Source organism: Allosphingosinicella deserti, from assembly GCF_003012735.1.
Taxonomy (GTDB): Bacteria; Pseudomonadota; Alphaproteobacteria; order Sphingomonadales; family Sphingomonadaceae; genus Allosphingosinicella; species Allosphingosinicella deserti.
Genome location: NZ_PXYI01000009.1, coordinates 27,953 through 47,852 on the forward strand (window position 1 = coordinate 27,953; position 19,900 = coordinate 47,852).

General features: G+C 65.3%; 17 protein-coding genes and 2 tRNA genes. 9 read left to right on the plus strand and 10 right to left on the minus strand.

Translation table 11 applies throughout. The features are described from left to right. The first annotated feature begins 109 nt into the window (after positions 1-109). Complete coding sequence (locus tag C7I55_RS22180) at positions 110-1,507, plus strand: M20/M25/M40 family metallo-hydrolase (RefSeq protein WP_106515229.1); 1,398 nt, start codon at positions 110-112, stop codon at positions 1,505-1,507. Between the two features lie 208 nt (positions 1,508-1,715). Here C7I55_RS22180 and C7I55_RS27850 read toward each other — a convergent pair whose 3' ends face one another. After that, positions 1,716-1,913 carry a hypothetical protein gene (locus tag C7I55_RS27850; RefSeq protein ID WP_146151114.1) on the minus strand — a complete coding sequence of 66 codons (198 nt, stop codon included), beginning with the start codon at positions 1,911-1,913 and terminating at the stop codon, positions 1,716-1,718. 165 nt (positions 1,914-2,078) lie between these two features. On the opposite strand from C7I55_RS27850, the gene C7I55_RS22185 reads away from it, so the two are divergent. The 3 genes from C7I55_RS22185 to C7I55_RS22195 are packed head-to-tail and all read left to right on the plus strand — an operon-like array spanning position 2,079 to position 6,264. Then, the gene (locus C7I55_RS22185) at positions 2,079-3,962 is read left to right on the plus strand and encodes a TonB-dependent receptor plug domain-containing protein (protein ID WP_106515230.1); all 1,884 of its coding nucleotides are present in this window, start codon (positions 2,079-2,081) and stop codon (positions 3,960-3,962) included. Continuing rightward, on the plus strand, positions 3,962-4,525 hold the full coding sequence (locus C7I55_RS22190) for a YfiR family protein (protein WP_106515231.1): 564 nt from the start codon (positions 3,962-3,964) through the stop codon (positions 4,523-4,525). The genes C7I55_RS22185 and C7I55_RS22190 overlap by 1 nt, the downstream gene beginning before the upstream one ends. After that, a complete protein-coding gene (locus C7I55_RS22195) occupies positions 4,525-6,264 on the plus strand; it encodes an ATP-binding protein (protein WP_106515232.1) in 1,740 nt (579 codons plus the stop codon). The genes C7I55_RS22190 and C7I55_RS22195 overlap by 1 nt, the downstream gene beginning before the upstream one ends. Positions 6,265-6,312: 48 nt before the next feature. Here C7I55_RS22195 and C7I55_RS22200 read toward each other — a convergent pair whose 3' ends face one another. Further along, entirely contained in the window at positions 6,313-7,215 is a 903-nt protein-coding gene (locus C7I55_RS22200; RefSeq protein ID WP_106515233.1) for a LysR family transcriptional regulator, read from the minus strand. A gap of 95 nt (positions 7,216-7,310) precedes the next feature. Between C7I55_RS22200 and C7I55_RS22205 the strand changes: the two genes are divergently transcribed. Together C7I55_RS22205 and C7I55_RS22210 are read left to right on the plus strand one after the other, a co-directional pair. After that, a complete protein-coding gene (locus C7I55_RS22205) occupies positions 7,311-8,168 on the plus strand; it encodes an SDR family oxidoreductase (protein WP_106515234.1) in 858 nt (285 codons plus the stop codon). 53 nt (positions 8,169-8,221) lie between these two features. After that, a complete protein-coding gene (locus tag C7I55_RS22210) occupies positions 8,222-8,641 on the plus strand; it encodes a RidA family protein (RefSeq protein ID WP_106515235.1) in 420 nt (139 codons plus the stop codon). Here C7I55_RS22210 and C7I55_RS22215 read toward each other — a convergent pair. From C7I55_RS22215 to C7I55_RS22240, 6 genes are all read right to left on the minus strand, one after another. Beyond that, the gene (locus C7I55_RS22215; protein ID WP_106515236.1) at positions 8,638-8,922 is read right to left on the minus strand and encodes a hypothetical protein; all 285 of its coding nucleotides are present in this window, start codon (positions 8,920-8,922) and stop codon (positions 8,638-8,640) included. The genes C7I55_RS22210 and C7I55_RS22215 overlap by 4 nt on opposite strands. A 322-nt stretch (positions 8,923-9,244) precedes the next feature. Next, positions 9,245-9,321: transfer RNA gene (locus C7I55_RS22220), tRNA-Pro, on the minus strand. Between the two features lie 106 nt (positions 9,322-9,427). Continuing rightward, a tRNA-Ile gene (locus tag C7I55_RS22225) sits at positions 9,428-9,502 on the minus strand. 80 nt (positions 9,503-9,582) lie between these two features. Next, positions 9,583-11,241 (minus strand): sensor histidine kinase, encoded by a 1,659-nt coding sequence (locus C7I55_RS22230; RefSeq protein ID WP_106515237.1) that lies wholly within the window; start codon positions 11,239-11,241, stop codon positions 9,583-9,585. A 178-nt stretch (positions 11,242-11,419) separates the two neighbouring features. Beyond that, positions 11,420-12,646 (minus strand): tetratricopeptide repeat protein, encoded by a 1,227-nt coding sequence (locus tag C7I55_RS22235; protein WP_106515238.1) that lies wholly within the window; start codon positions 12,644-12,646, stop codon positions 11,420-11,422. Between the two features lie 42 nt (positions 12,647-12,688). Further along, positions 12,689-13,921, minus strand: a complete 1,233-nt coding sequence (locus tag C7I55_RS22240; RefSeq protein ID WP_106515239.1) for a tetratricopeptide repeat protein — start codon at positions 13,919-13,921, stop codon at positions 12,689-12,691. A 199-nt stretch (positions 13,922-14,120) separates the two neighbouring features. On the opposite strand from C7I55_RS22240, the gene yaaA reads away from it, so the two are divergent. Then, the gene (gene yaaA / locus C7I55_RS22245) at positions 14,121-14,879 is read left to right on the plus strand and encodes a peroxide stress protein YaaA (RefSeq protein ID WP_106515240.1); all 759 of its coding nucleotides are present in this window, start codon (positions 14,121-14,123) and stop codon (positions 14,877-14,879) included. 128 nt (positions 14,880-15,007) lie between these two features. Then, positions 15,008-17,731 (plus strand): DNA gyrase subunit A, encoded by a 2,724-nt coding sequence (gene gyrA, locus C7I55_RS22250; protein ID WP_199193017.1) that lies wholly within the window; start codon positions 15,008-15,010, stop codon positions 17,729-17,731. Between the two features lie 313 nt (positions 17,732-18,044). On the opposite strand, the gene C7I55_RS29365 is transcribed toward gyrA, so the two are convergent. Then, positions 18,045-18,134 carry a VOC family protein gene (locus C7I55_RS29365; RefSeq protein ID WP_332888436.1) on the minus strand — a complete coding sequence of 30 codons (90 nt, stop codon included), beginning with the start codon at positions 18,132-18,134 and terminating at the stop codon, positions 18,045-18,047. Positions 18,135-18,174: 40 nt separating this feature from the next. On the opposite strand from C7I55_RS29365, the gene trmFO reads away from it, so the two are divergent. Next, positions 18,175-19,539 (plus strand): methylenetetrahydrofolate--tRNA-(uracil(54)-C(5))-methyltransferase (FADH(2)-oxidizing) TrmFO, encoded by a 1,365-nt coding sequence (gene trmFO, locus C7I55_RS22260; protein WP_106515241.1) that lies wholly within the window; start codon positions 18,175-18,177, stop codon positions 19,537-19,539. A gap of 38 nt (positions 19,540-19,577) precedes the next feature. Here the strand turns inward: trmFO and trxA are convergent, their stop codons facing one another. Then, entirely contained in the window at positions 19,578-19,898 is a 321-nt protein-coding gene (gene trxA / locus C7I55_RS22265) for a thioredoxin (RefSeq protein WP_106515242.1), read from the minus strand. Between the last annotated feature and the right edge of the window lie 2 nt (positions 19,899-19,900).

Genomic DNA, 19,900 nt, shown 5'->3' on the forward strand with positions numbered 1-19,900 from the left:
ACCTAGTGTCTCGGAGGCCTTTTGGCAAACGCTGCGACACGCTTTCGCACGGCCATGACCGGACAAGCCCCTTGTGGCATAGGCTTGCCCTTGGCTATCGACACGGCCCATGAACAAGCAGCTTCTTCGCGCCGCCGCCCTTCCCCTCTTCGCACTGATCGCGCCGGACGCGGCTCCGGCGCAGAATGCCGATCGCACCGAGCGCCTGCGCGATGCCGCGCTGGAGGATGACGAGGTCGCCTACGACATCGTCGAGGGTCTGACGACGGAGATCGGACCCCGGCTCGCCGGCACGGCGCAGGAGGCGCGTGCGCGGGAATGGGGCGTCCGCAAGCTGAAGAGCCTCGGATTCTCCAACGTCCATATCGAGACCTACCAGATGCCGGTCTGGGTTCGCGGCGAGGAGCGAGCCGAGATCGTCGCACCCTTCCCGCAGAGGCTGGCGGTGACCGCTCTCGGCAACAGCGGAGCCACTCCGGCGGCCGGCCTCGACGCCGAAGTCGTCGGCTTCGACAGCCTTGCCGATCTGGAGGCGGCGCCGGCCGCCGCCGTGCGTGGCAAGATCGTCTTCGTCAGCCACGGCATGACTGCGACCCAGGATGGCTCGCAATATGGCTATTACGGCGCCGCTCGGCGTACCGGCCCTTCGGTGGCGAGCCGCAAGGGCGCGGCGGCGATCGTGATCCGATCGATCGGTACTGATCATCACCGCAATCCGCATACCGGCGTACAAATCTGGTCCGAAGGGGTCAGCCCGATCCCGGCGGGTGCGCTCAGCGTTCCCGATGCCGAGCAGCTCCAGCGCATCCTGAAGCGCGGCAAGAAGGTGACTATGCGGCTTACCCTCACGCCGCGCAATATCGGCATGCAAGAGGGCGGCAACGTCGTCGCTGAAGTTCCCGGCACCGATGCCAAGGCCGGCATCGTGCTGATCGGCGGCCATCTCGACAGCTGGGATCTCGGCACCGGCGCGATCGACAATGCCGCCGGCGTCGCGATCACGGCCGCGGCCGCGAAGCGGATCATGGACGCCGGCCGCCCGCGCCGCACCATCCGCGTGGTCTGGTTTGGCGCCGAGGAGGTCGGCGGCAATGGCGATCAGGCCTATCGCGCCGCCCACGGCAAGGAAAAGATCGTGTTCGTCTCCGAGTCCGATTTCGGTGCGGACCGCGTCTGGCGGATGGATCCCGGGTTCGCCCCGGTCAATGCCGCCCTTGCCGATCGTGTCGCCGCTGCGCTGGCGCCGCTCGGCATCGCCCGCAGCACCCAAGCTGCCAGCGGCGGCGCCGATCTCGGCGAGTGGGTGCAGACAGGCGTCGCCGCAATCGATCTTCAGCAGGACGGCACCCGCTATTTCGACTATCACCACACCCCTGACGACACGCTCGACAAGGTCGATCCCGAGCAGCTTCGCCAGAACGTCGCGGCATGGACGGCAATGCTCTCAGTGGTTGCCAACGCGCCCGAGGAGATCGTGCCGACCAAGCCGGCTGTGCCGGCACCCTGAGCCTCGGCGAACCAGAATACGGCGCTTCATGCCGAAGCTGCCGTAGAAGGGTCCGCAGCGTAACGGATAAGGTCCTCGCGGGGACCAGCGCGACATCGACGCTCCCGCGCCCGCCAAGCTCCACCGAGCCTTGACGGTCCTCGTCCGATGCTTCGGCCGGATCGCGGCCGCGGCGAAAACCCTTCGCTGTGAAATCTTGACCCCCTGATCAGGAATTGACGAGGCGCCGCAGGGTCGCCTGCCCTGCCCTCAGGTTGATGGTGGCGCGTGAGAAACGGAAACTCGACAGATCCATCTCCACACGCTTGGCATGACGCCCGTCGGGCGCGCCACAGCGGCCGGAACCGCGGCGATCAGTTGGCGGCGACCGGCAACGTCCAGGTGAAACGAAGGTGGGTGCGATCATCGATCGCGCTCCTTTCGCAGCCAAGTCTGCGCCCTCGCGCTTTGGCTTCCAAGCCCCCGCCCGGCGGCATTCTGGTTAGCGAGCCATTAGCTCAGTAAACTGATTTGCCACGCTTTTGTCGCCGGTCTAAGGGCCTTGGAACAAGGGGTTGCTTTGAGGTCCGTGATGAAGCGCGTGCGCTGTTGCTTTCTGCCGACGGCGGCCTTGTGCGCGGTCGCCACGATCGCCGCGCGTACCGAGGCGAATGTCGGCGACGATCTTGCCGCCCTCAGCATCGAGGAGCTAGCCCAACTCGAAGTCCGCGCCGCTTCGAAGCAGGCGGAGCCTCTCAGCCGGGTGGCGACCTCGATGTTCGTCATCACCGATGAGGATATCATACGATCCGGCGCAACCTCCTTGCCGGAGGCGCTCCGGCTCGCCCCCAATCTTCAGGTGCAGCGCACCAACGCCCGCGAGTATGCGATCACCGCGCGCGGCTTCAACGGGGTCGAGACGGCGAACAAATTGCTCGTCCAGATCGACGGCCGGACGATCTACACGCCCCTTCACTCGGGCGTGTTCTGGGAACAGCATGCCCCCTTGCTCGAGGATCTCGAGCAGATCGAAGTGATCAGCGGACCCGGCGGAACCCTCTACGGCCCCAATGCGGTGAACGGCGTCGTCAGCATTACCAGCAAGGATGCGCGCGCGACGACCGGCGGGCTCGCCCGGGTGACCGCCGGTCCTGACGAGCAGACCTTCGCCCTGCGCTACGGGAGCGCGATCGGGACCGATAGTGCCATTCGCGTCTACGCGACCGGCTTCAACCGCGACGGCATGTCGGCGGGCCCGGCAACGGTCGACGAGCGCGATTTCCGGGGATGGCAGGCGGGCTTTCACGCCGATCTCGGCTCCGCCGACTCGCAGGTCACCCTGCAGGGCGACATCTACGACAACGACATCAATCTGTTGCCGGGTGAAGGCAATCGCGGGCACAATCTGCTCGTCCGCTGGACCCGCGCCACCGGCAGCGAGTCCGCCGTCCGCGTGCAGGCTTATTATGACGATTTCACCCGCAAATATCTGCGCGCGGTCGACAAATTGGAGACCTTCGACGTCGAGGCCCAATTCAATAGCACGCACGGCCGGCACGAACTCGTCGCGGGCGCCGGTCTGCGAACCACGGACGATCTCTTCGTAAACAATTTCAACGAATTCCGGCTCACCCCACCGAGCAAACGGCTGTGGGTGGGCAACGTCTTCCTGCAGGATCGGATTGCGGCGCGCGACGACCTCGATCTGATTGCGGGGCTGAAGCTCGAGCAATCCTCCTTCACTGGTCTGAAGTGGCTGCCCAATTTGCGTCTGGCCTGGCACCCCAGCGAGCGGGCCCTGCTCTGGGCCGCGGTTTCGCGCGCGGTACGCACACCGTCGCGCATCGATCGCGAACTGGAAAGCCTGCCGCTGCTCGCGACCTCTCCGGATTTCCGGAGCGAGAAGCTGATCGCCTTCGAAGCGGGCTATCGGGGCCAGCCCTGGGCTGGAAGCAGCCTTTCGCTGTCCTTGTTCTACAATCGCTACGACGACATCCGAACGATCGAGTTCGCACCGAATTTCCAGACCCCGATCCGGCTCGCCAACAGCCTGAAGGGGAGTTCCTGGGGCATCGAGGCGTCGCTCACCCAGCAGATCCTGTCCTGGTGGCGCGGCAGCCTCGGCGTCTCGACGCTTGGCAAGGATTTCCGGGTGAAGAACGGCGCGCTCGACATTTCAGCTCGTGCCGCTCTTGGGATGGATCCGGATTATCAGCTGATCGCGCGGTCCAGCATGGATCTCGGAGAACGCATGCAACTCGACATTGCAATGCTGGCGGTCGACGACAGCAACACCACCGGGCGCGGGGATTATGCCGAGGCGAACGCACGGCTCGGCTGGAGGGTCAGCGCCGAGTTGGAACTGTTCGTCGCCGGCAGCAATCTCCTACATGAGAGCCACATCGAGAGCAGCGACCTGCCCCGCGCATTGAGGATCGAGCGAAACGTTCAGGCCGGGACTCGCGTTCGCTTCTGATGCTCGCTTGGCAATCCTTCCCTGCCCGCTCGCCGGGACTGCGCCGCCTGAGGCTCGCCGCGGCCGCCTTGCTGTGCGCCCTGCCCGGCGCGGCGCCAGCGCAGCCCAGCGATCTTGCGGTGAAGGCGGCGTTCCTGACCAAGTTCCCGGCCTACGTCACCTGGCCGGCATCGGCTCAACCGGGCGCCGACGCGCCTTTCGCGCTCTGCGTGATCGGCGGCGATCCGTTCGGCCCCCGGCTCGATGCCGCGGCGCGCGGGCAGCAGGTCGATGGTCATGCCGTGCAGGTCCGCCGCCTCGGCAATGCGGCGGCGGCATCCGATTGCCAAATCGCTTTCGTCCAGGCGGTAACGCCCGCCGCCACCAGCGCCGTCCTGGACGCGCTCGCTGACAAGCCCATACTGACCGTGACGGATCGCGGCGCGGCACAGGGCATGGTCCATTTCGAGATTGCCGAAGGACGCGTCCGCTTCCGTATAGACGAGGCGGCCGCTCGGAAAAGCGGTCTGGAAATCAACTCGCGCTTGCTCGCGATCGCTTTGAGCGTGAAGAGAGGGCCGTGATGTTCCGCTTCGCTCGCTTCGCCAGACGCTGGCCGAAAGTTCCGATCGCGGCGGCGTTGATGGCGCTGGTGCTGCTTGCCGTCGGGCTGGCCGTGATCTTCCAGAGCGACCGTAGCTACGGATTGCAGAAGATAGAAGAAACCCGGGTACAGGCCGAGATCCTCGCGGCCAGCGTTACCCCGGCGCTCGACTTCGGCGATGCCGCGACCGCGCGCGAGGCGGCGAATGCGCTGGGCGTCAATCCGCAAATCGCTGCCGCGGGCATCTACAATCGCGACGGCAGCCGCCTGGCGGGATTCGAGCGCCAGCCGGGTGCTCTTCCCACGCGCTTGGCCGGCGGCTGGAAGCCGGGTGGCAGGCTCGTCCAGGTGGTCGTACCGGTAGTACGCGAGCGGGAGACTATCGGCAGCGTCTACCTTTCCTCCGTGCGCGAGCCGACCCTTCGCCGTCTAGCCCGATACAGCGTCGTCGGTCTGCTGGTGATCATGGCGGTTCTAGTTGTGCTCGTGCTCGGCTTCACCCAGCTTGCTCTTCGCCGCGCCAATTGGGAGCTGGAGGCACGGGCCGACGCGCTTTCCGCCGCTTATGCCGAGCTCCAGATCCAGGTTGAGGAACGTACCCGCGCCGAAGACCAGTTACGGCAATCGCAGAAGATGCAGGCACTCGGTCAACTGACCGGCGGCATCGCGCATGATTTCAACAATCTGCTGACCGTCATCCAGGGTTCGGCCGACATGCTCCGCCGCCCTGGGCTGGCAGAGGAAAAGAGGGTCCGGTTCGCGGATGCGATCGTTCAGACCGCCGGACGCGCCGCTGCCCTCACAAGCCAATTGCTCGCCTTCGCCCGGCGGCAACCCCTGCGCACCGAGGTGATCGATCTCGCGGGGCATCTCGAGGGCATGGCCGATCTGCTCGATCGCACCTTGGGAGAACGGGTGAAGGTTGTGATCGAGGCCATGCCGGATCTGTGCCCGATCGAGGCGGACCCCGCCCAGCTCGAATCGGCGATCCTGAATATCGCTGTGAACGCGCGCGATGCGATGCCCGACGGTGGGACACTCACCATCCGCGTGGCGCAGGCGGAGCCGCTCGCCGACGGTCGGTCGGCGGTGGCGGTTGCGGTCAGCGACACCGGCGACGGCATCCCGCCGGACGTGCTCGCCCGGGTCTTCGAACCCTTCTTCACGACCAAGGATGTCGGTCGCGGCACCGGTCTCGGCCTCAGCCAGGTCTATGGCTTCGCCGCGCAATCCGGCGGAGACGCGAAGCTCGCCAGCGAGGTGGGCGTGGGGACCACCGTCACGATCGTTCTTCCCTGCACCGGTCACGACCTTCTGGTCGCGCCGACGGCGCCTACGGATCGCGCGCCGAGCCACCGGACGGGCAGCATCCTTGTCGTGGATGACAACGAGGAAGTCGGATCCTTCGCCGAGCATTTGCTGACCGAATTGGGCCACGTGGTCGTGCGCGCCGCAAGCGGGGCCGAAGCGCTCGAGCGACTGAACGAAGGTCGTTTCGACGTGCTGTTCACCGACGTGGTGATGCCCGGCATGAGCGGCATCGAGCTTGCCGCAAAGGTCAGGGAACGCGCGCCAACCACCGCTTTGGTGCTGACCACCGGCTTCAGCGACGAAATTACGCGCTCGGGCACCGGCGGCCTGCCGGTCGTCTTCAAACCCTATCGGCTCGAAACATTAACCGAGGTGCTGGAGAGCGCTCTCGCGGAAAAGGAAGGCTGAGGGCCTTGTGCGATGCAGGCTGAGACCGTGAGACGTCGGTGCTGCACGCTAACTGGGCACGCGTCCGACAACTTTCACGCAGTCGAGAAAGGCGCGCACGGCCGGGGGTACTGCCCTATGCCCAGGATAATAAAGTGCGACGGCTTCCGGCGCGGGCGTCCAGGCGCCGAGAACCTGGCACAGGCGCCCCTCCTTCAAGGCAGCTTCCGCCGCCGGTCCTGCGACGTAGGCGATCCCCAAGCCGGAGACGGCAGCGTCGACCATCAATTCTTCATCATCAAGGATGATCGCACCGGTCGCTTCCACGACAAGTTCCTGACCGGCACGCTCGAACTCCCAGCGGTAGAGCTTGCCGCTTGGCATCCGGTGGCCGATGCAGCGGTGGTTCGCCAATTCGTCTGGAGTCTCCGGAGCGGCGAAGCGTGCGAGATACTCGGGAGCGGCGACGCAAAGGAACGAAACCGGATCGCCTAGCGGCACCGCGATCATGTCCCGTGGGATCGACCCGGCCAGGCGTACGCCCACGTCGAACCCGGCCGAGACGATGTCGATCAACTGACCCTCGACGACGATGTCGACCACCACGTCGGGAAAGCGCTTCGCCACAAGCGGAACGATGTCGCGGACGAGCAGCGAGGCGGCGACACGCGGTGCGTTGATGCGGACGGTCCCGGCCACCTGCCCGCGAAAGGAGGCAACCCCGGCCAGCGCCTCGTCCAGCGAAGCCAGGGCAGGCTGCAGACGCGCAAGCAGCTGGAATCCAGCTTCCGTGGGTGAAACGCTGCGAGTCGTCCGATTGAGCAGCCGCACGCCGAGCCGATCCTCCAGCGCGCGCATCGCGTGACTGAGAGTGGACGGCGCCGTACCAAGCGCGTCGGCAGCGCGGCGAAAATTGCGATGTGTCGCGACGGCCATGAAGGCCGTGAGATCGTTGAGCGTCGGCCGGGACATTGCTGGCGTTTTTGCACCAGGTCATGCCGAATTCAACGGCTAATACGAACAATCGTGTCGGCCTATCTGATGCTTGCAATCAGGAGGTACCAACGATGAAGAAGACTTGGCTGATCACCGGCGTATCCTCGGGCCTCGGCCGGCTGCTTGCCGAGAAAGCGTTAACGCGCGGGGATCGCGTCCTCGGCACCAGTCGGAATGCCGACGCGCTTGCCGAATTGCGCCGCGCCTATCCCAATCGACTTCGGATCCTTGCGGTGGATCTGCAGGACGAAGGTTCAGTCCGCACCGCCGTCGATGACGCGTTCGGCGGCTCTGGCAGGATCGACATCGTCGTCAGCAACGCGGGCTATGGCCTGCTCGGCGCCGCGGAGGAAGCGAGCGACTCCCAGGTGCGCGACATCATCGATACCAATCTTATCGGGGCGATCGCGCTGATCCGGGCGGTGCTGCCGCATCTGCGCCGTCAAGGTGGCGGCCGCATCCTGCAGGTCTCGAGTGAGGGAGGCCAGATCGCTTATCCAGGCTTCAGCCTCTATCACGCCACCAAATGGGGCATCGAAGGCTTCGTCGAAGCGGTGGCGCAGGAGATTGCTCCGTTCGGCATCGAAATTACCCTCGTCGAGCCCGGCCCCGCCCGCACGGGCTTCGGCAACAATCTTGCCCGTACCGAGCCACTCGCGTCCTATGCCGAAACGCCCGCCGGCAGCTTGCGCGATGCGCTCGGCGACGGCGCCTGGACGATCAAGGGTGATCCTGACCGGATGACGGACGCGATGATGGACCTCGCCGATCATGGCGGCCCGCTGCCTAAGCGGCTGGTTTTGGGCACGGACGCCTATGCCAATGTGCGCAGCGTGCTGCTCGAGCGGCTGGATGAGCTCGACCGCCAGAAGCATATCTCGCTCGCGGCTGACTTCACCGAGGCAGAGCTCACGAACCTCAAGCCTTGATCGCCCTGTTCGTACGCAAATCGCACGACCATTCTCAAGCAAAGGATTAGCCCATGTCCACACGCAACGTTGTTTTCCCGCCCCAGCGCCACGCGCTGTACGACATCCATCGCTACTCACCGGCGATCCGCTCCGGCGACCTGCTGTTCGTGTCCGGCCAGGTCGGAAGCCGCGCGGACGGGTCGCCCGAGCCTGCCTTCGAGGAGCAGGTTCGCCTCGCCTTCGCAAATCTGCGGAACGTGCTTAACGCCGCGGGATGCAGCTTCGACGATGTCGTCGACGTCACCACCTTCCATACCGATCCCGAGGCGCAGATCGACGTCGTGCTGGCCGTCCGGAGCGAGGAGATCGGCGACCCGCCTTATCCGAACTGGACCGCCGTCGGCGTGACTTGGCTCGCCGGCTTCGATTTCGAGATCAAGGTGATTGCCCGCATTCCTGCCGCTACAGGCATCGCGAGCACCGCGGATTAGGCTTCGGGAGGCGTTCTCCGGTTCCAGAGGATGCTGCCGGCGACGATCAGGCCGCCAAAGACGAAAGCCACGCCGATCGGCAGCCTGGGGGCAGTCAGGACGAAAAACGACAGCACGATGCCGACGACAAGCAGCGGCCCGACATGCTTCAGCAGCGCCGCGTCTTCGCCGAGCAATTCGGCATCCTCGGCGAAGGCGCGATTCTCCTCCTCCTCTTTGGCGTGCCGTTCGGCGACGATCCGCGCCTTGTTCACGACCTGATGGCGCCACCATAGCGTCACAGGCACAGCCAGGGCCGCGGCGCCCAGTCCGAATGTTATCTGCCCGCCCGCGCGAGTCGCCCGCGCTGACGCCGAGCGAGAGGAACAGGATCGACCAGACCAACAAATAGGCGATCGTCCAGCCGACGATGCCCACGATACGTTTTCGAAGCGGCGCGTGTTCAGCCTGCCCGTTCATCCCCCGACTCCCGATGCAGAGTCAGCATCGCATAGTCGCAGGCAAATCGGAATGGAGTTTGATTTGGCAGGACCCAGGTGCGCCGTTCCGCCCAAGTGGGGCGGTCTTCGAGCAATAGCCGCAGGTGACGGCTGAGCAGGGAAATGGTCGGGGAGATAGGATTCGAACCTACGGCCCCCTGGTCCCAAACCAGGTGCGCTACCAGACTGCGCCACTCCCCGACGCGCGCCCCCTTTAGCAGGCAGTCTGCCTGTGGCAAACTCAAAGCGGACCAGCAGGCGCTTCGGTCTGCGCCGCAGATGCGCTTCTGAAGCGTCCGCGTGCGGGTGGTGGGCCCGGCAGGATTCGAACCCGCAACCTAGCCGTTATGAGCGGCCGGCTCTACCATTGAGCTACAGGCCCATATCCCGGCTCGGCCCTGCGATTAGCGGAGCCTCCGCGGTCTTGGCAAGCGAGCAGGCGCCGAACCGCGGTGCTTTCGATCAGCGCCTTCGCCCTGTCGAAAGCTCAGCCGGATCTTCAGGCGGCAGGAACAGGAAGAAGCGCTCTTCGCCAACCACGAGAGCGCCGCCCACCGCCTCGGCAAGATTACGGACCAAACGCAGGGCAAAGCCAAGACCGAGCGCGGGAGCTCCGGGCCAATCGCCGTCCGGGCTGTAGCCGGGGTCGAGCAGCGCACGCTCGTCGAGGCCGTCGATTGCGTGCGGTCGGTCTATGGCGAGACAGAGCATCCGTTGCCCGCCCATCATGCCCATCCCCATGGTCGCAGCAATGACCTCGCCTTCCTGGGCGAGGCCGATGGTCGCCGCGAGCATGCGGGCGAACATCCGCTCGGCGGCGGCGAGCTCGACCCGTGCCGACGGCAGATTCTTCTCGATCTCTATGGCGATGCGGCTGCCCCGCTGCCGGGCGACTCGTTCATAGGCATCGTGGAGCCGGCAGAGCAGCGAGACCGCATCCACCGGCGCTTGCTCGAACTGGATCACCTGAGTTTCGATTCGCGCCGCGGTGTCGAGATCGTCGACGGCGGAAAGCAGCCGACTAGCTTGCTCCATGATTTCCGAGGCGCGATCGCGATAGCTCGACGCCGCCGGACCCATATATTGCCCGTCGATCATCTCCGCAAAGCCGACGATGGCGTTGAGCGGCGTCCGGAGCTCGTGAATGAGCTGGCGCAGCGAATCGGCCGGCAGGTTGGTCCCGAACACGCCGTTGCGGCCGGCGACAGCGTCGGGATGCGCGACTTCGTCGACCCGCGGGCGGCGCGCGCTACCGCGATAGCCGAGGAAGCTGCCCTGGACGGGGTCGAAGAAGGGCACCCCGGAGATCCGCCAATCGCCCGACACCTCGCCGGTGCCGGCAACGCTGAAGCGCGCATCCCGAAATGGCGTCCGCTTCTCGAATGCGCCAGCGGCCTGGCCATCGACTCCGAAGACGCCGCGATCGGCGATGGAAGCGATGCTCTGGCCGATCAGCGCGCCGCGCGGGGCGCCTTCTACCCAGACGATGATGCCGTCGGTGCTGGTCTCCCATTGGAAATCGCCGGTGGCGAGCGGCTGTGCCGGCGAACCGACTGTCACTGGCGCCGCAGCCTCCCGCTGGCGGCGGAAATTCTCGATCCGGGCAACCAGGTCCCGGATCTGTGTCTCGCCGACTTCGAGCGACGGCGCTCGGACGTCCACCGCGGCAATCGGCGTAACGGAACCGGAGAGCGCGAAATCGGATGGGCCGAAGCTTGCCAGCGCATGTTCGACATCCGGGCCGAGATCACGACGGTGGCGAAGGAGGGCGCGGGCCGTCGGTGTCAGGCTGGGCAGCAAGGCGATCCATTCGTCGCGGGTCAGCAATGCGCCCGAGATCAGCGGCCCGGCGACCACCGGTTTGTCCTCGGCAAAGAACGCGACGATCGTGGTCGAGACCCTGCGGCCCGAGAAGCTGCGCGCGGTTGCGCAGCGCGTGTCCGACGGGATGTCCAGGCGCCGCGCGCGCAGCCAGTCCAGCGCCTGCAGTGCCTGATCGCTGAGGCGAACGCCTCGGCGTTGAGCGATAAGATCGACAAGCTGGCGCCACTTGGCCGCCAGGGCAGCGGGATTTCCCTCCCCCTGGCCCAGCACCGTCGCAATCATGTCGTCGAAGCGCATCGTCCTCAGCTCACGCGAATGGCCGGCACCTGTGGCCGATAGAGGTTAACAAGGCTCACACAATGGGGGAAGCGGACATTTGGGCCTTTGCGACCCGCCGCGGCCCGCTGCGGGAAAAATTGCGACGAAGAAGGGCGCCGGATCGCTCCGGCGCCCTTCTTCTTCTCAGTCGGAGGAATCAGCCGCGTTGCGCGAGCCACGCCACCCACAGGTTCGCGACCTGGCTGCGCAGCCCGGTGACCGACTTGAAGGCGGTTTCCGCTTCCGCGCGGTTGCCGCCGCGCGCGAGCGCGATCCCGAGCCGGGTGTTGACCATGTTGGCATCGACGCCGCCCTTCTGGAGCGCAAGCCGGTACAGCTCGGCAGCCTTGGTGTAGTCGCCATAGCCTGCATAGATGCCCGCGAGATTGGCCGCCAGCTGGCCGTTGGCCGCGCTCCGGGCCTTCGGCTCAACCCCCGGCAAGGCGGCCTTGTCTTCGGCGACGCGGCTGTTGACCTTGGTCAGCAAGGCCGAGTGCCCAGGACCGGACTTGCCCGAGCGGGCCGCCGCCTCGAGAACCGCCTTGGCCTCGCCCCAGTTACGATTGTAATCGAGATACTCGGCGAGGCGCAGATACTCGCCGCTCTCGAGAGATCCGCTGTCCTGCATGAGGCGCATCAGATCGACGTAGGCTTCCTCGTCCTTGGCAATCGCGGGGACCGAGATCGACACGAGGTTCTTGAAGTTCTCCGCGCTCGGATAAGCCTGCTGGACCTCGGTTGCGAGCTGGTTGGAGAGGGCAGCGTTCTTCTGCTTGTACGCGATGCCGAGAGCATTGCGGTACCAGGCTTCAGGCGGCTTCTGGCCCGCGGCCTTGCTCAGGCCAATCGCCTTCTGGAGGAGAGCAAGTGCCTCGCCTTCCTTCTTGAGCTCGATCTTGGCGCGGGCGAGGTTGACGACGCTGTCGAGATCGTTGGGATTGGCGGCGATCTTCTGCGCGTAGAAGGTCTCGGCGGCAGCGAAATCGCCGCTCTCGACGGCATTTCCCGCAAGGTAGGTCTGGAGCTGCGTGGTTTCCGTGGCATCGGCGCCACCGCTGGCCAGGATCGCTTCGACGGCGGCGCGTTGCGCGTCCTTGTTGTTTTCCTCGGTCGCGCGCTGCAGGCGGAACTTGGCGATGACATATTTGTCGTCGGTGTTCTTCGCCACGGCCTGGGCCGCCGCAAGCTTCTCCGGAAAGTCTGCCGCCTTCTCGTTGAGCGACTTCTGCAGCGCAGCGATGGCGTTCTGGGCCTCCTTGCTGAGCTTGAACTTGCGCTGCGATGCTTCGGCCTTCTGGCCACTGTCCTGCGCAACGGCCGGAGCCGCGGCGGCGCCGCCGACGATCAGCGAGACGGCGATCGCAAGGCTGGAAACGAACTTCATGTCAAACTCTCCTGGGGGGAAGATGAGAAATCAAAGGCGGGTTCAGGCGCGCTGCGCAAGCCAGACGCGCCACAGGGCGGCAAGATCGCCGCGCGTGCCGCTTACCGTCTGAAAGGCCGTATCGGCCTCAGGCCGATTGCCAGCAAGCGCAAGGGCGATGCCGAGCCGGGTGTTGCCGACATTGGGATCGATCCCGCCCTTCTGCAGTGCCGTCCGATAAAGATCGGCAGCGACGCCATACTCTCCGAAGCTGAGATACTGATCACCCGCCTCGAGCGCTGCAGTTCCGGTCGCCGCCGATGCCGCGGCAGTGCGCAGCGCGGCGAGTTTGGTCTTCGCGGTGGTCGCCTTTTTCTTCGACGTGGCGATGGCTTCCTTGAAGGTCGCCTTGGCGGGATCGACCATCCGGTCGCTGACTCCCTCCTGGAACACCGACTGCGCTTCACCGGGCAGGTTGGCGCCGTCGAAGGCCTGGGCCGCGTCGAAATAGTCGCGCTCGCCGGCGAGAGCCCTGGAAAGACGCTGCAGACGGGTAGCATCAAGAGTCGTCGCCGAATCTGGTTTGGCATAATCGCGATAGAGAAGAACCGCGTCGCGCCAATTCTGCGCACTGGGATAAGCGGCGACCAAGGCACGACTGAACTTGATCGCCTGCGGCGCCATCGCATTCATCGTCGCAAGGGTCAGGCCCCGGCGATACCAGGCTTCCGGAGCTTTCTGCCCGGTTGCTGCCTGCATTTCGATCGCCCGATCGATCAGCGCCACGGCATCTTCATTCTTGCGCAGATCAAGCTTCACCCGCGCGAGCGCGATCGCCCCGTCCGGAGTCGGCGCAAGTTCGAGGGCGCGCGTGAGCGAGGCCTCGGCCCGTTCCCGCTTGCGGGCGAAGGATGCCAGCACGCCTTGAGTGGCATAAAGCGGCGCCTGCTCGGCGGCGGGGATACGGCCGCTGGCAAGCAGTGCCTCGACGGCGCTACTCTGGAGCGCGACATTGTTGGTCTCGCGGCCGAGGCGCAGCTGCAATCCGGCAAGCTGGTATCGCGCGTCGGCCCCGCGGGCAGCGGACTGAGCGGTCGTCAGGGCGGCGCTCGCGGCGCTGTAATTCCGGGCCTGAAGCGCCGCCTCCACCGCGGAGAGGGATGTCCGCTCCTCCAGGGTAAAGCTTGGCCCCGTATAAGGCGGCTTCTTCTTGGCATCGGCCGGTCCGGTGGCGACGACGGAGGCTGTGCCAAGCGCGAGGATGATCCCTAGGGCGAGCCTGGAAACCGAAGCCATAATCGAAAAGCCTCCTGATGAACGCCCCTCGGCGAAGGCCGCCTTGGGTAAGGCGGGCTCTACTATCGCCAATCGTGGTGCGTTTCTAGCGTTCGGGCGCTGAACCCCCGTTGAACCGTTAACCATCGGAATTGCCACCTAATCCAAAGCGATCGGCGTGCGTTTGACAGGCGCGCCAACGGATCGCTAACCGCACCCGATGCTCGCAGTCATTTCACCTGCCAAGACGCTCGATTACAAGCGTCCTCTGCCCCCACTCGACCCGACCGAGCCTCGCTTCGCCGAGGAAGCGGCGACGCTTGCCGCCGCTGCTGCCAAGCTGTCGAAGAACAAGCTCGGCGCATTGATGCACATCTCCGAGACCTTGGCCGCGCTGAACGTTGAGCGGTACCGCGGTTTCGCCGAGCAGCCCACCCGCCCGGCAATCTATGCCTTTGCGGGAGACGTCTACACCGGCTTCGAAGTGCACAGCATTGGTGAAGACGCGGTGTTCTTCGCACAGGATCACCTGCGCATCCTCTCCGGCCTCTATGGCCTTCTGCGCCCGCTCGACGAAATCCGTCCCTATCGGCTGGAAATGGGCACTAGATGGGCACCCGGCCGCACCCCTAATCTCTATAAGTTCTGGCAGAACCGCATTGCCGATCGCCTCGCCGCCGACCTTCTGCAGACGGGTGACAATACGGTGATCAATCTCGCCAGCAAGGAATATTGGCAGGCCGTCGAAGGCAAGCTGCCGGCCGACATCCGCGTCATCGAGATCGATTTTCGGGAAGACGGTCCGAACGGCCTGCGGTTCAACAGCTTTGCCGCCAAGCGCGCACGGGGCATGATGGCGCGCTACATGTGCGAGCACCGGCTCACCGACCCCGTCCAGCTCAAGGATTTCGACAGCGACGGCTACGCATTCGATCCGCAGAATAGCGACGATGCGCGCTGGCGTTTCCACCGCGGCTAAAGGCGGCCTTGTCAGCTTGCGCGCGCGTACGCACGCGCGGGTGGCGCTCGCCGGAAACAGCCGCTAGGGTCCGTCCACATTCTTCCAGTCGTCCGCACGGGCGCATCACGCAGCAACAGGAACAGTAAGTGGCCAGCGTACCGCCGACCATCGACAATAGCGACATCTCCCCGATCTCGATCGTCGACGAGATGAAGACCTCATACCTCGATTATGCCATGTCGGTGATCGTCAGCCGCGCGCTTCCCGACGTGCGCGACGGCCTGAAGCCGGTCCATCGTCGCATCCTATACGGGGCGCACGAGGCCGGCTTCGTTGCCGGGCGGCCGTATCGCAAATCCGCGCGCCTGGTTGGCGACGTCATGGGTAAATACCACCCGCACGGCGATTCCTCGATCTACGACGCGCTCGCCCGCATGACCCAGGATTGGTCGATGCGCGTGCCGCTCATCGATGGCCAGGGCAATTTCGGATCGATGGATCCGGATCCGCCCGCGGCGATGCGCTACACCGAAGCGCGCCTCGCCCGCGTTGCCTCCGCCTTGCTCGACGACATCGACAAGGATACCGTCGACTTCCAGCCTAATTACGACGCGTCGGAGCGCGAGCCGCAGGTATTGCCGGCCCGCTTCCCGAACCTGCTGGTCAATGGTGCAGGCGGCATCGCCGTCGGCATGGCGACCAACATCCCGCCGCACAATCTGGGTGAAGTGCTCGCCGCCTGCCGTGCGTACATCCAGAACCCGATGATCACGATCGACGAGCTGATAGAGATCGTACCGGGTCCGGATTTCCCGACCGGACCGCTGATCCTCGGCCAGGGCGGTGCCCGCAACGCCTATCACAGCGGCCGCGGCAGCATCATCATGCGCGCCCGTCATGTGGTCGAGACCGGCCGCGGCGACCGGCAGTCGATCGTACTCACGGCCATTCCCTATCAGGTTGGCAAGTCCAACCTGGTCGAGAAGATCGCCGAGGCCGCCAAGGACAAGCGGATCGAGGGCATTGCGGACATCCGCGACGAATCCAATCGCGAAGGTGTCCGCGTCGTCATCGAGCTGAAGCGTGACGCCACCGCCGAGGTCGTGCTCAATCAGCTTTGGCGGCACACGCCCGCCCAGCAGAGCTTCCCGGCCAACATGCTGGCGATCCGCGGCGGCCGGCCCGAAACGCTGAACCTCAAGGACATCATCGAGGCCTTCGTCAAGTTCCGCGAGGAGGTGATCACCCGCCGCACCAAGTTCGAACTGAACAAGGCGCGCGAACGGGCCCACATCTTGCTCGGTCTGGTGATCGCGGTCACCAACCTCGACGAAGTCGTACGGATCATCCGGGGCTCAGCCTCGCCGGCGGAGGCGCGCGCTGCGCTGCTGGCCCGCGATTGGGCGATCGAGGAGATCGCGCCCTATATCAAGCTCGTCGAAGCCGTCGAGCATCAGGGCGCCGACGCCAGCTATCGCCTGTCGGACACCCAGGTCCGGGCAATTCTCGAGCTTCGCCTCCACCGCCTCACGGGCCTCGGCCGCGACGAGATCGCCGGCGAATTGCGAGAGCTTGCGACCACCATCGCCGAACTGCTCGAAATCCTCGGCGACCGCGTGAAGCTCTACGCGGTGATGCAGGAAGAGTTCGATGCGATCGATGCGGCTTATTCCACTCCGCGCATCACCGAGATCGCGCCCTCGGTCGAGGGGATCGACGACGAGGACCTGATCGAGCGCGAGGACATGGTCGTCACCGTGACCATGGAAGGCTATATCAAGCGGACGCCGCTCGACACCTTCCGCGCCCAGAACAAGGGCGGCAAGGGCCGTGCCGGCATGGCCACGAAGGACGAGGACGCGGTCACTCACCTGTTCGTGACGTCGACCCATACGCCCGTGCTGTTCTTCTCGACCCTGGGCAAGGTCTACCGGATGAAGGTCTGGCGCCTGCCGGAAGGCGGTCCGGCGACCCGGGGCCGGCCGATGATCAATCTGCTGCCGCTGGCGGCGGGCGAAACCGTCTCCACCGTCCTCCCTCTGCCGGAGGATGAGGAGGAGTGGAGCGCGCTTCACGTCATGTTCGCCACCGCCAAGGGATCGGTGCGCCGCAACTCGATGGACGCGTTCGCCAACATCCGCACCAGCGGCAAGATCGCGATGCGCTTCGAGGAGGGTTCGGACGACCGCCTGATCGGCGTTTCGCTGCTCACCGAGGAGGACGACGTCCTGCTCGCGACCCGCAACGGTCGCGCGATCCGCTTTGCCGCCACCGACGTCCGCGAATTTCAGAGCCGGGATTCGACCGGCGTCCGCGGCGCCCGCCTTGCCGACGGAGACGAGGTCATCTCGATGTCGGTGCTTCGCGGCTTCGACGCTACCCCGCAGGAGCGCGAGGATTATCTCAAGGCGGCGCCGTGGAAGGAAGGCGAACGCGACGTGACTCTGTCGCCCGAGCGCATGGCCGAATTCCAGGCCGCCGAGGAGTTCGTGCTTACCGTCACCGCCAATGGCTACGGCAAACGCACCTCCGCCTACGAGTACCGCCGCACCAACCGTGGCGGCCAGGGCATCACCAACATCGTCAGCTCCGACCGCAACGGCCCGGTGGTAGCGAGCTTCCCTGCCCATAGCGGCGAGCAGCTGATGCTGGTCACCGATCAGGCCAAGCTGATCCGCACCACTGTCGGCTCGGTTCGGGTAACCGGACGCAACACCCAGGGGGTGATCCTGTTTCGGGTCGCCGATGGCGAGCATGTGGTCTCCGCGGCACGGATCGAGGAGAGCGAGGAAGACGCCGAGGTCGTCGTCGACGTCGAGGATCAGACCCTCGCCGCCAGCAGCGCGGTGATCGAAGGCAGTTCCGATTGAGGACGGCAGCCCTTTACTCCTCCCGGTAGCAGGCGGCTTCGACCTTGATGCCATCGGGATCGTGCGCGAAAGCCGCATAGTAAGTCGGGCCATAGTGCGGCCGCAGCCGGGGGGCGCCGTTGTCGCGCCCCCCGGCTGCAAACGCGGCCGCGTGAAACCGCATTCACCTGGGTGCGGGTGACTGCCCGAGAGGCGATTCGGGTGCCCTCGCCCACCCGTTCGTTGTCGCTCATTCAGAAGAAGCGATTGTTCTCGAGTCCAAAGCCCGGCGCGGTGCCTTGGCTCCCGGTCTCACCCGGGCCGACCTCCATGATCAGAGTATGCCGAGCGGCGCCAAAGCTGCCTCGTAGAAGCGGCGCGAGCGGGCGAGATCCGAAACGGCAAGACCGATGTGGTCCAACACGCCTTTCTCCTCCTGGTCAAAGCGACTATCGCACGCCCAAATGACACATCAAATTCATATCATCGGCGGCGGCCTCGCCGGAACGGAGGCCGCCTGGCAGCTGGCGGAAGCGGGCATGAAGGTGCGCCTTTCGGAAATGCGCGGCACCGGCGAGCGAAGCCCGGCGCATCAGACGGACGGGCTCGCCGAACTGGTCTGCTCCAATTCGTTTCGCTCCGACGATGCCGAGCATAATGCGGTGGGGCTCCTCCACTCGGAAATGCGGGCGCTCGGATCGGTGATCATGGCCTGCGCCGATGCGCACAAGGTCCCCGCCGGCTCCGCCCTCGCAGTCGACCGCGACGGCTTCTCGGAAGCGGTGACGCAGCGGCTGCTGGCGCATCCCAACATCGAGATCGTCCGCGAGCGAGTGGATGCTCTGCCCGCCTCCGGCCCAACGATCGTCGCCACAGGACCGCTGACTGCGATGGCCCTGGCCGAGTCGATCGGTGCCGCGACCGGATCCGATGCGCTCGCTTTCTTCGACGCGATCGCGCCGATCGTGCATCGCGACAGCATCGACATGGATGTCGCCTGGATGGCGTCGCGGTGGGACAAATCGGGTGCCGACGGAGGCGACGGCAAGGATTACATCAACTGTCCCATGACCAAGGAGCAGTATCTCGCATTCCACCAGGATCTTCTCCATGGCGAGAAGACCGAATTCCGCGAGTGGGAAAAGGACACGCCCTATTTCGAAGGGTGCATGCCGATTGAAGTGATGGCCGAGCGCGGCGTCGATACGCTCCGCTATGGACCGATGAAGCCGGTCGGGCTCGACGATCCCAGAACCGGGCGGTGGCCATATGCCGTCGTCCAACTCCGCCAGGACAATGCGCTTGGCACCTTGTGGAATATGGTCGGCTTCCAGACCAAGCTCAAATATGCCGAGCAGGTTCGGCTCTTCCGGACCATCCCGGGGCTTGAGAATGCGGAATTCGCTCGGCTCGGCGGCCTTCACCGCAACACCTTCATCAATTCCCCGCAATTGCTCGATCGCACGCTGCGGCTCAAGAAAGCGCTGCACATCCGCTTTGCCGGCCAGATCACCGGCTGCGAAGGCTATGTGGAATCCTCCGCGGTCGGCTTGTTGGCCGGGCGCTTCGCCGCGGCGGAGTTGCTGGGGCAGATGTTGGCGCCGCCGCCTGTCGAGACTGCGCTCGGGGCCTTGCTCGGCCACATCACGGGCGGGGCGGAAGTCGATCTTTACCAGCCGATGAACGTCAATTTCGGCCTGTTCCCGCCGGTCGAAGGCAAGGCGAAAAAGGCCAATCGTAAGCGCCTCTACACGTTGCGCGCCGAGCAGGCGTTCGATCGCTGGCTCGGACGCGCACCGGTCGAAAAGCAAAAGGAGGATGCGGCCTGAGCCGCATCCTCCTTGGTCGGCCTAAACGGCAATTCTGATCAGAGCTGGCCTTCGAGCCAGGTCTGCAGCTGAGTCTTCGGTGCCGCGCCGACCTTGGTCGCCGCGGGAAGGCCGTCCTTGAACAGGATCATCGTCGGGATGCCGCGGACCCCGTATTTGGACGGCGCCTCGGGATTGTCGTCGATGTTGAGCTTCACGACTTCGACCCTCTCACCGAGTTCGTTGCTGATCTCTTCCAGCGCCGGCGCGATCATCCGGCACGGGCCGCACCATTCCGCCCAGAAATCGACCAGAACCGGCTTGGACGCGCCGAGCACATCGGTTTCGAAGGAAGCGTCGGTGACACTCTTGGTAGCCATTG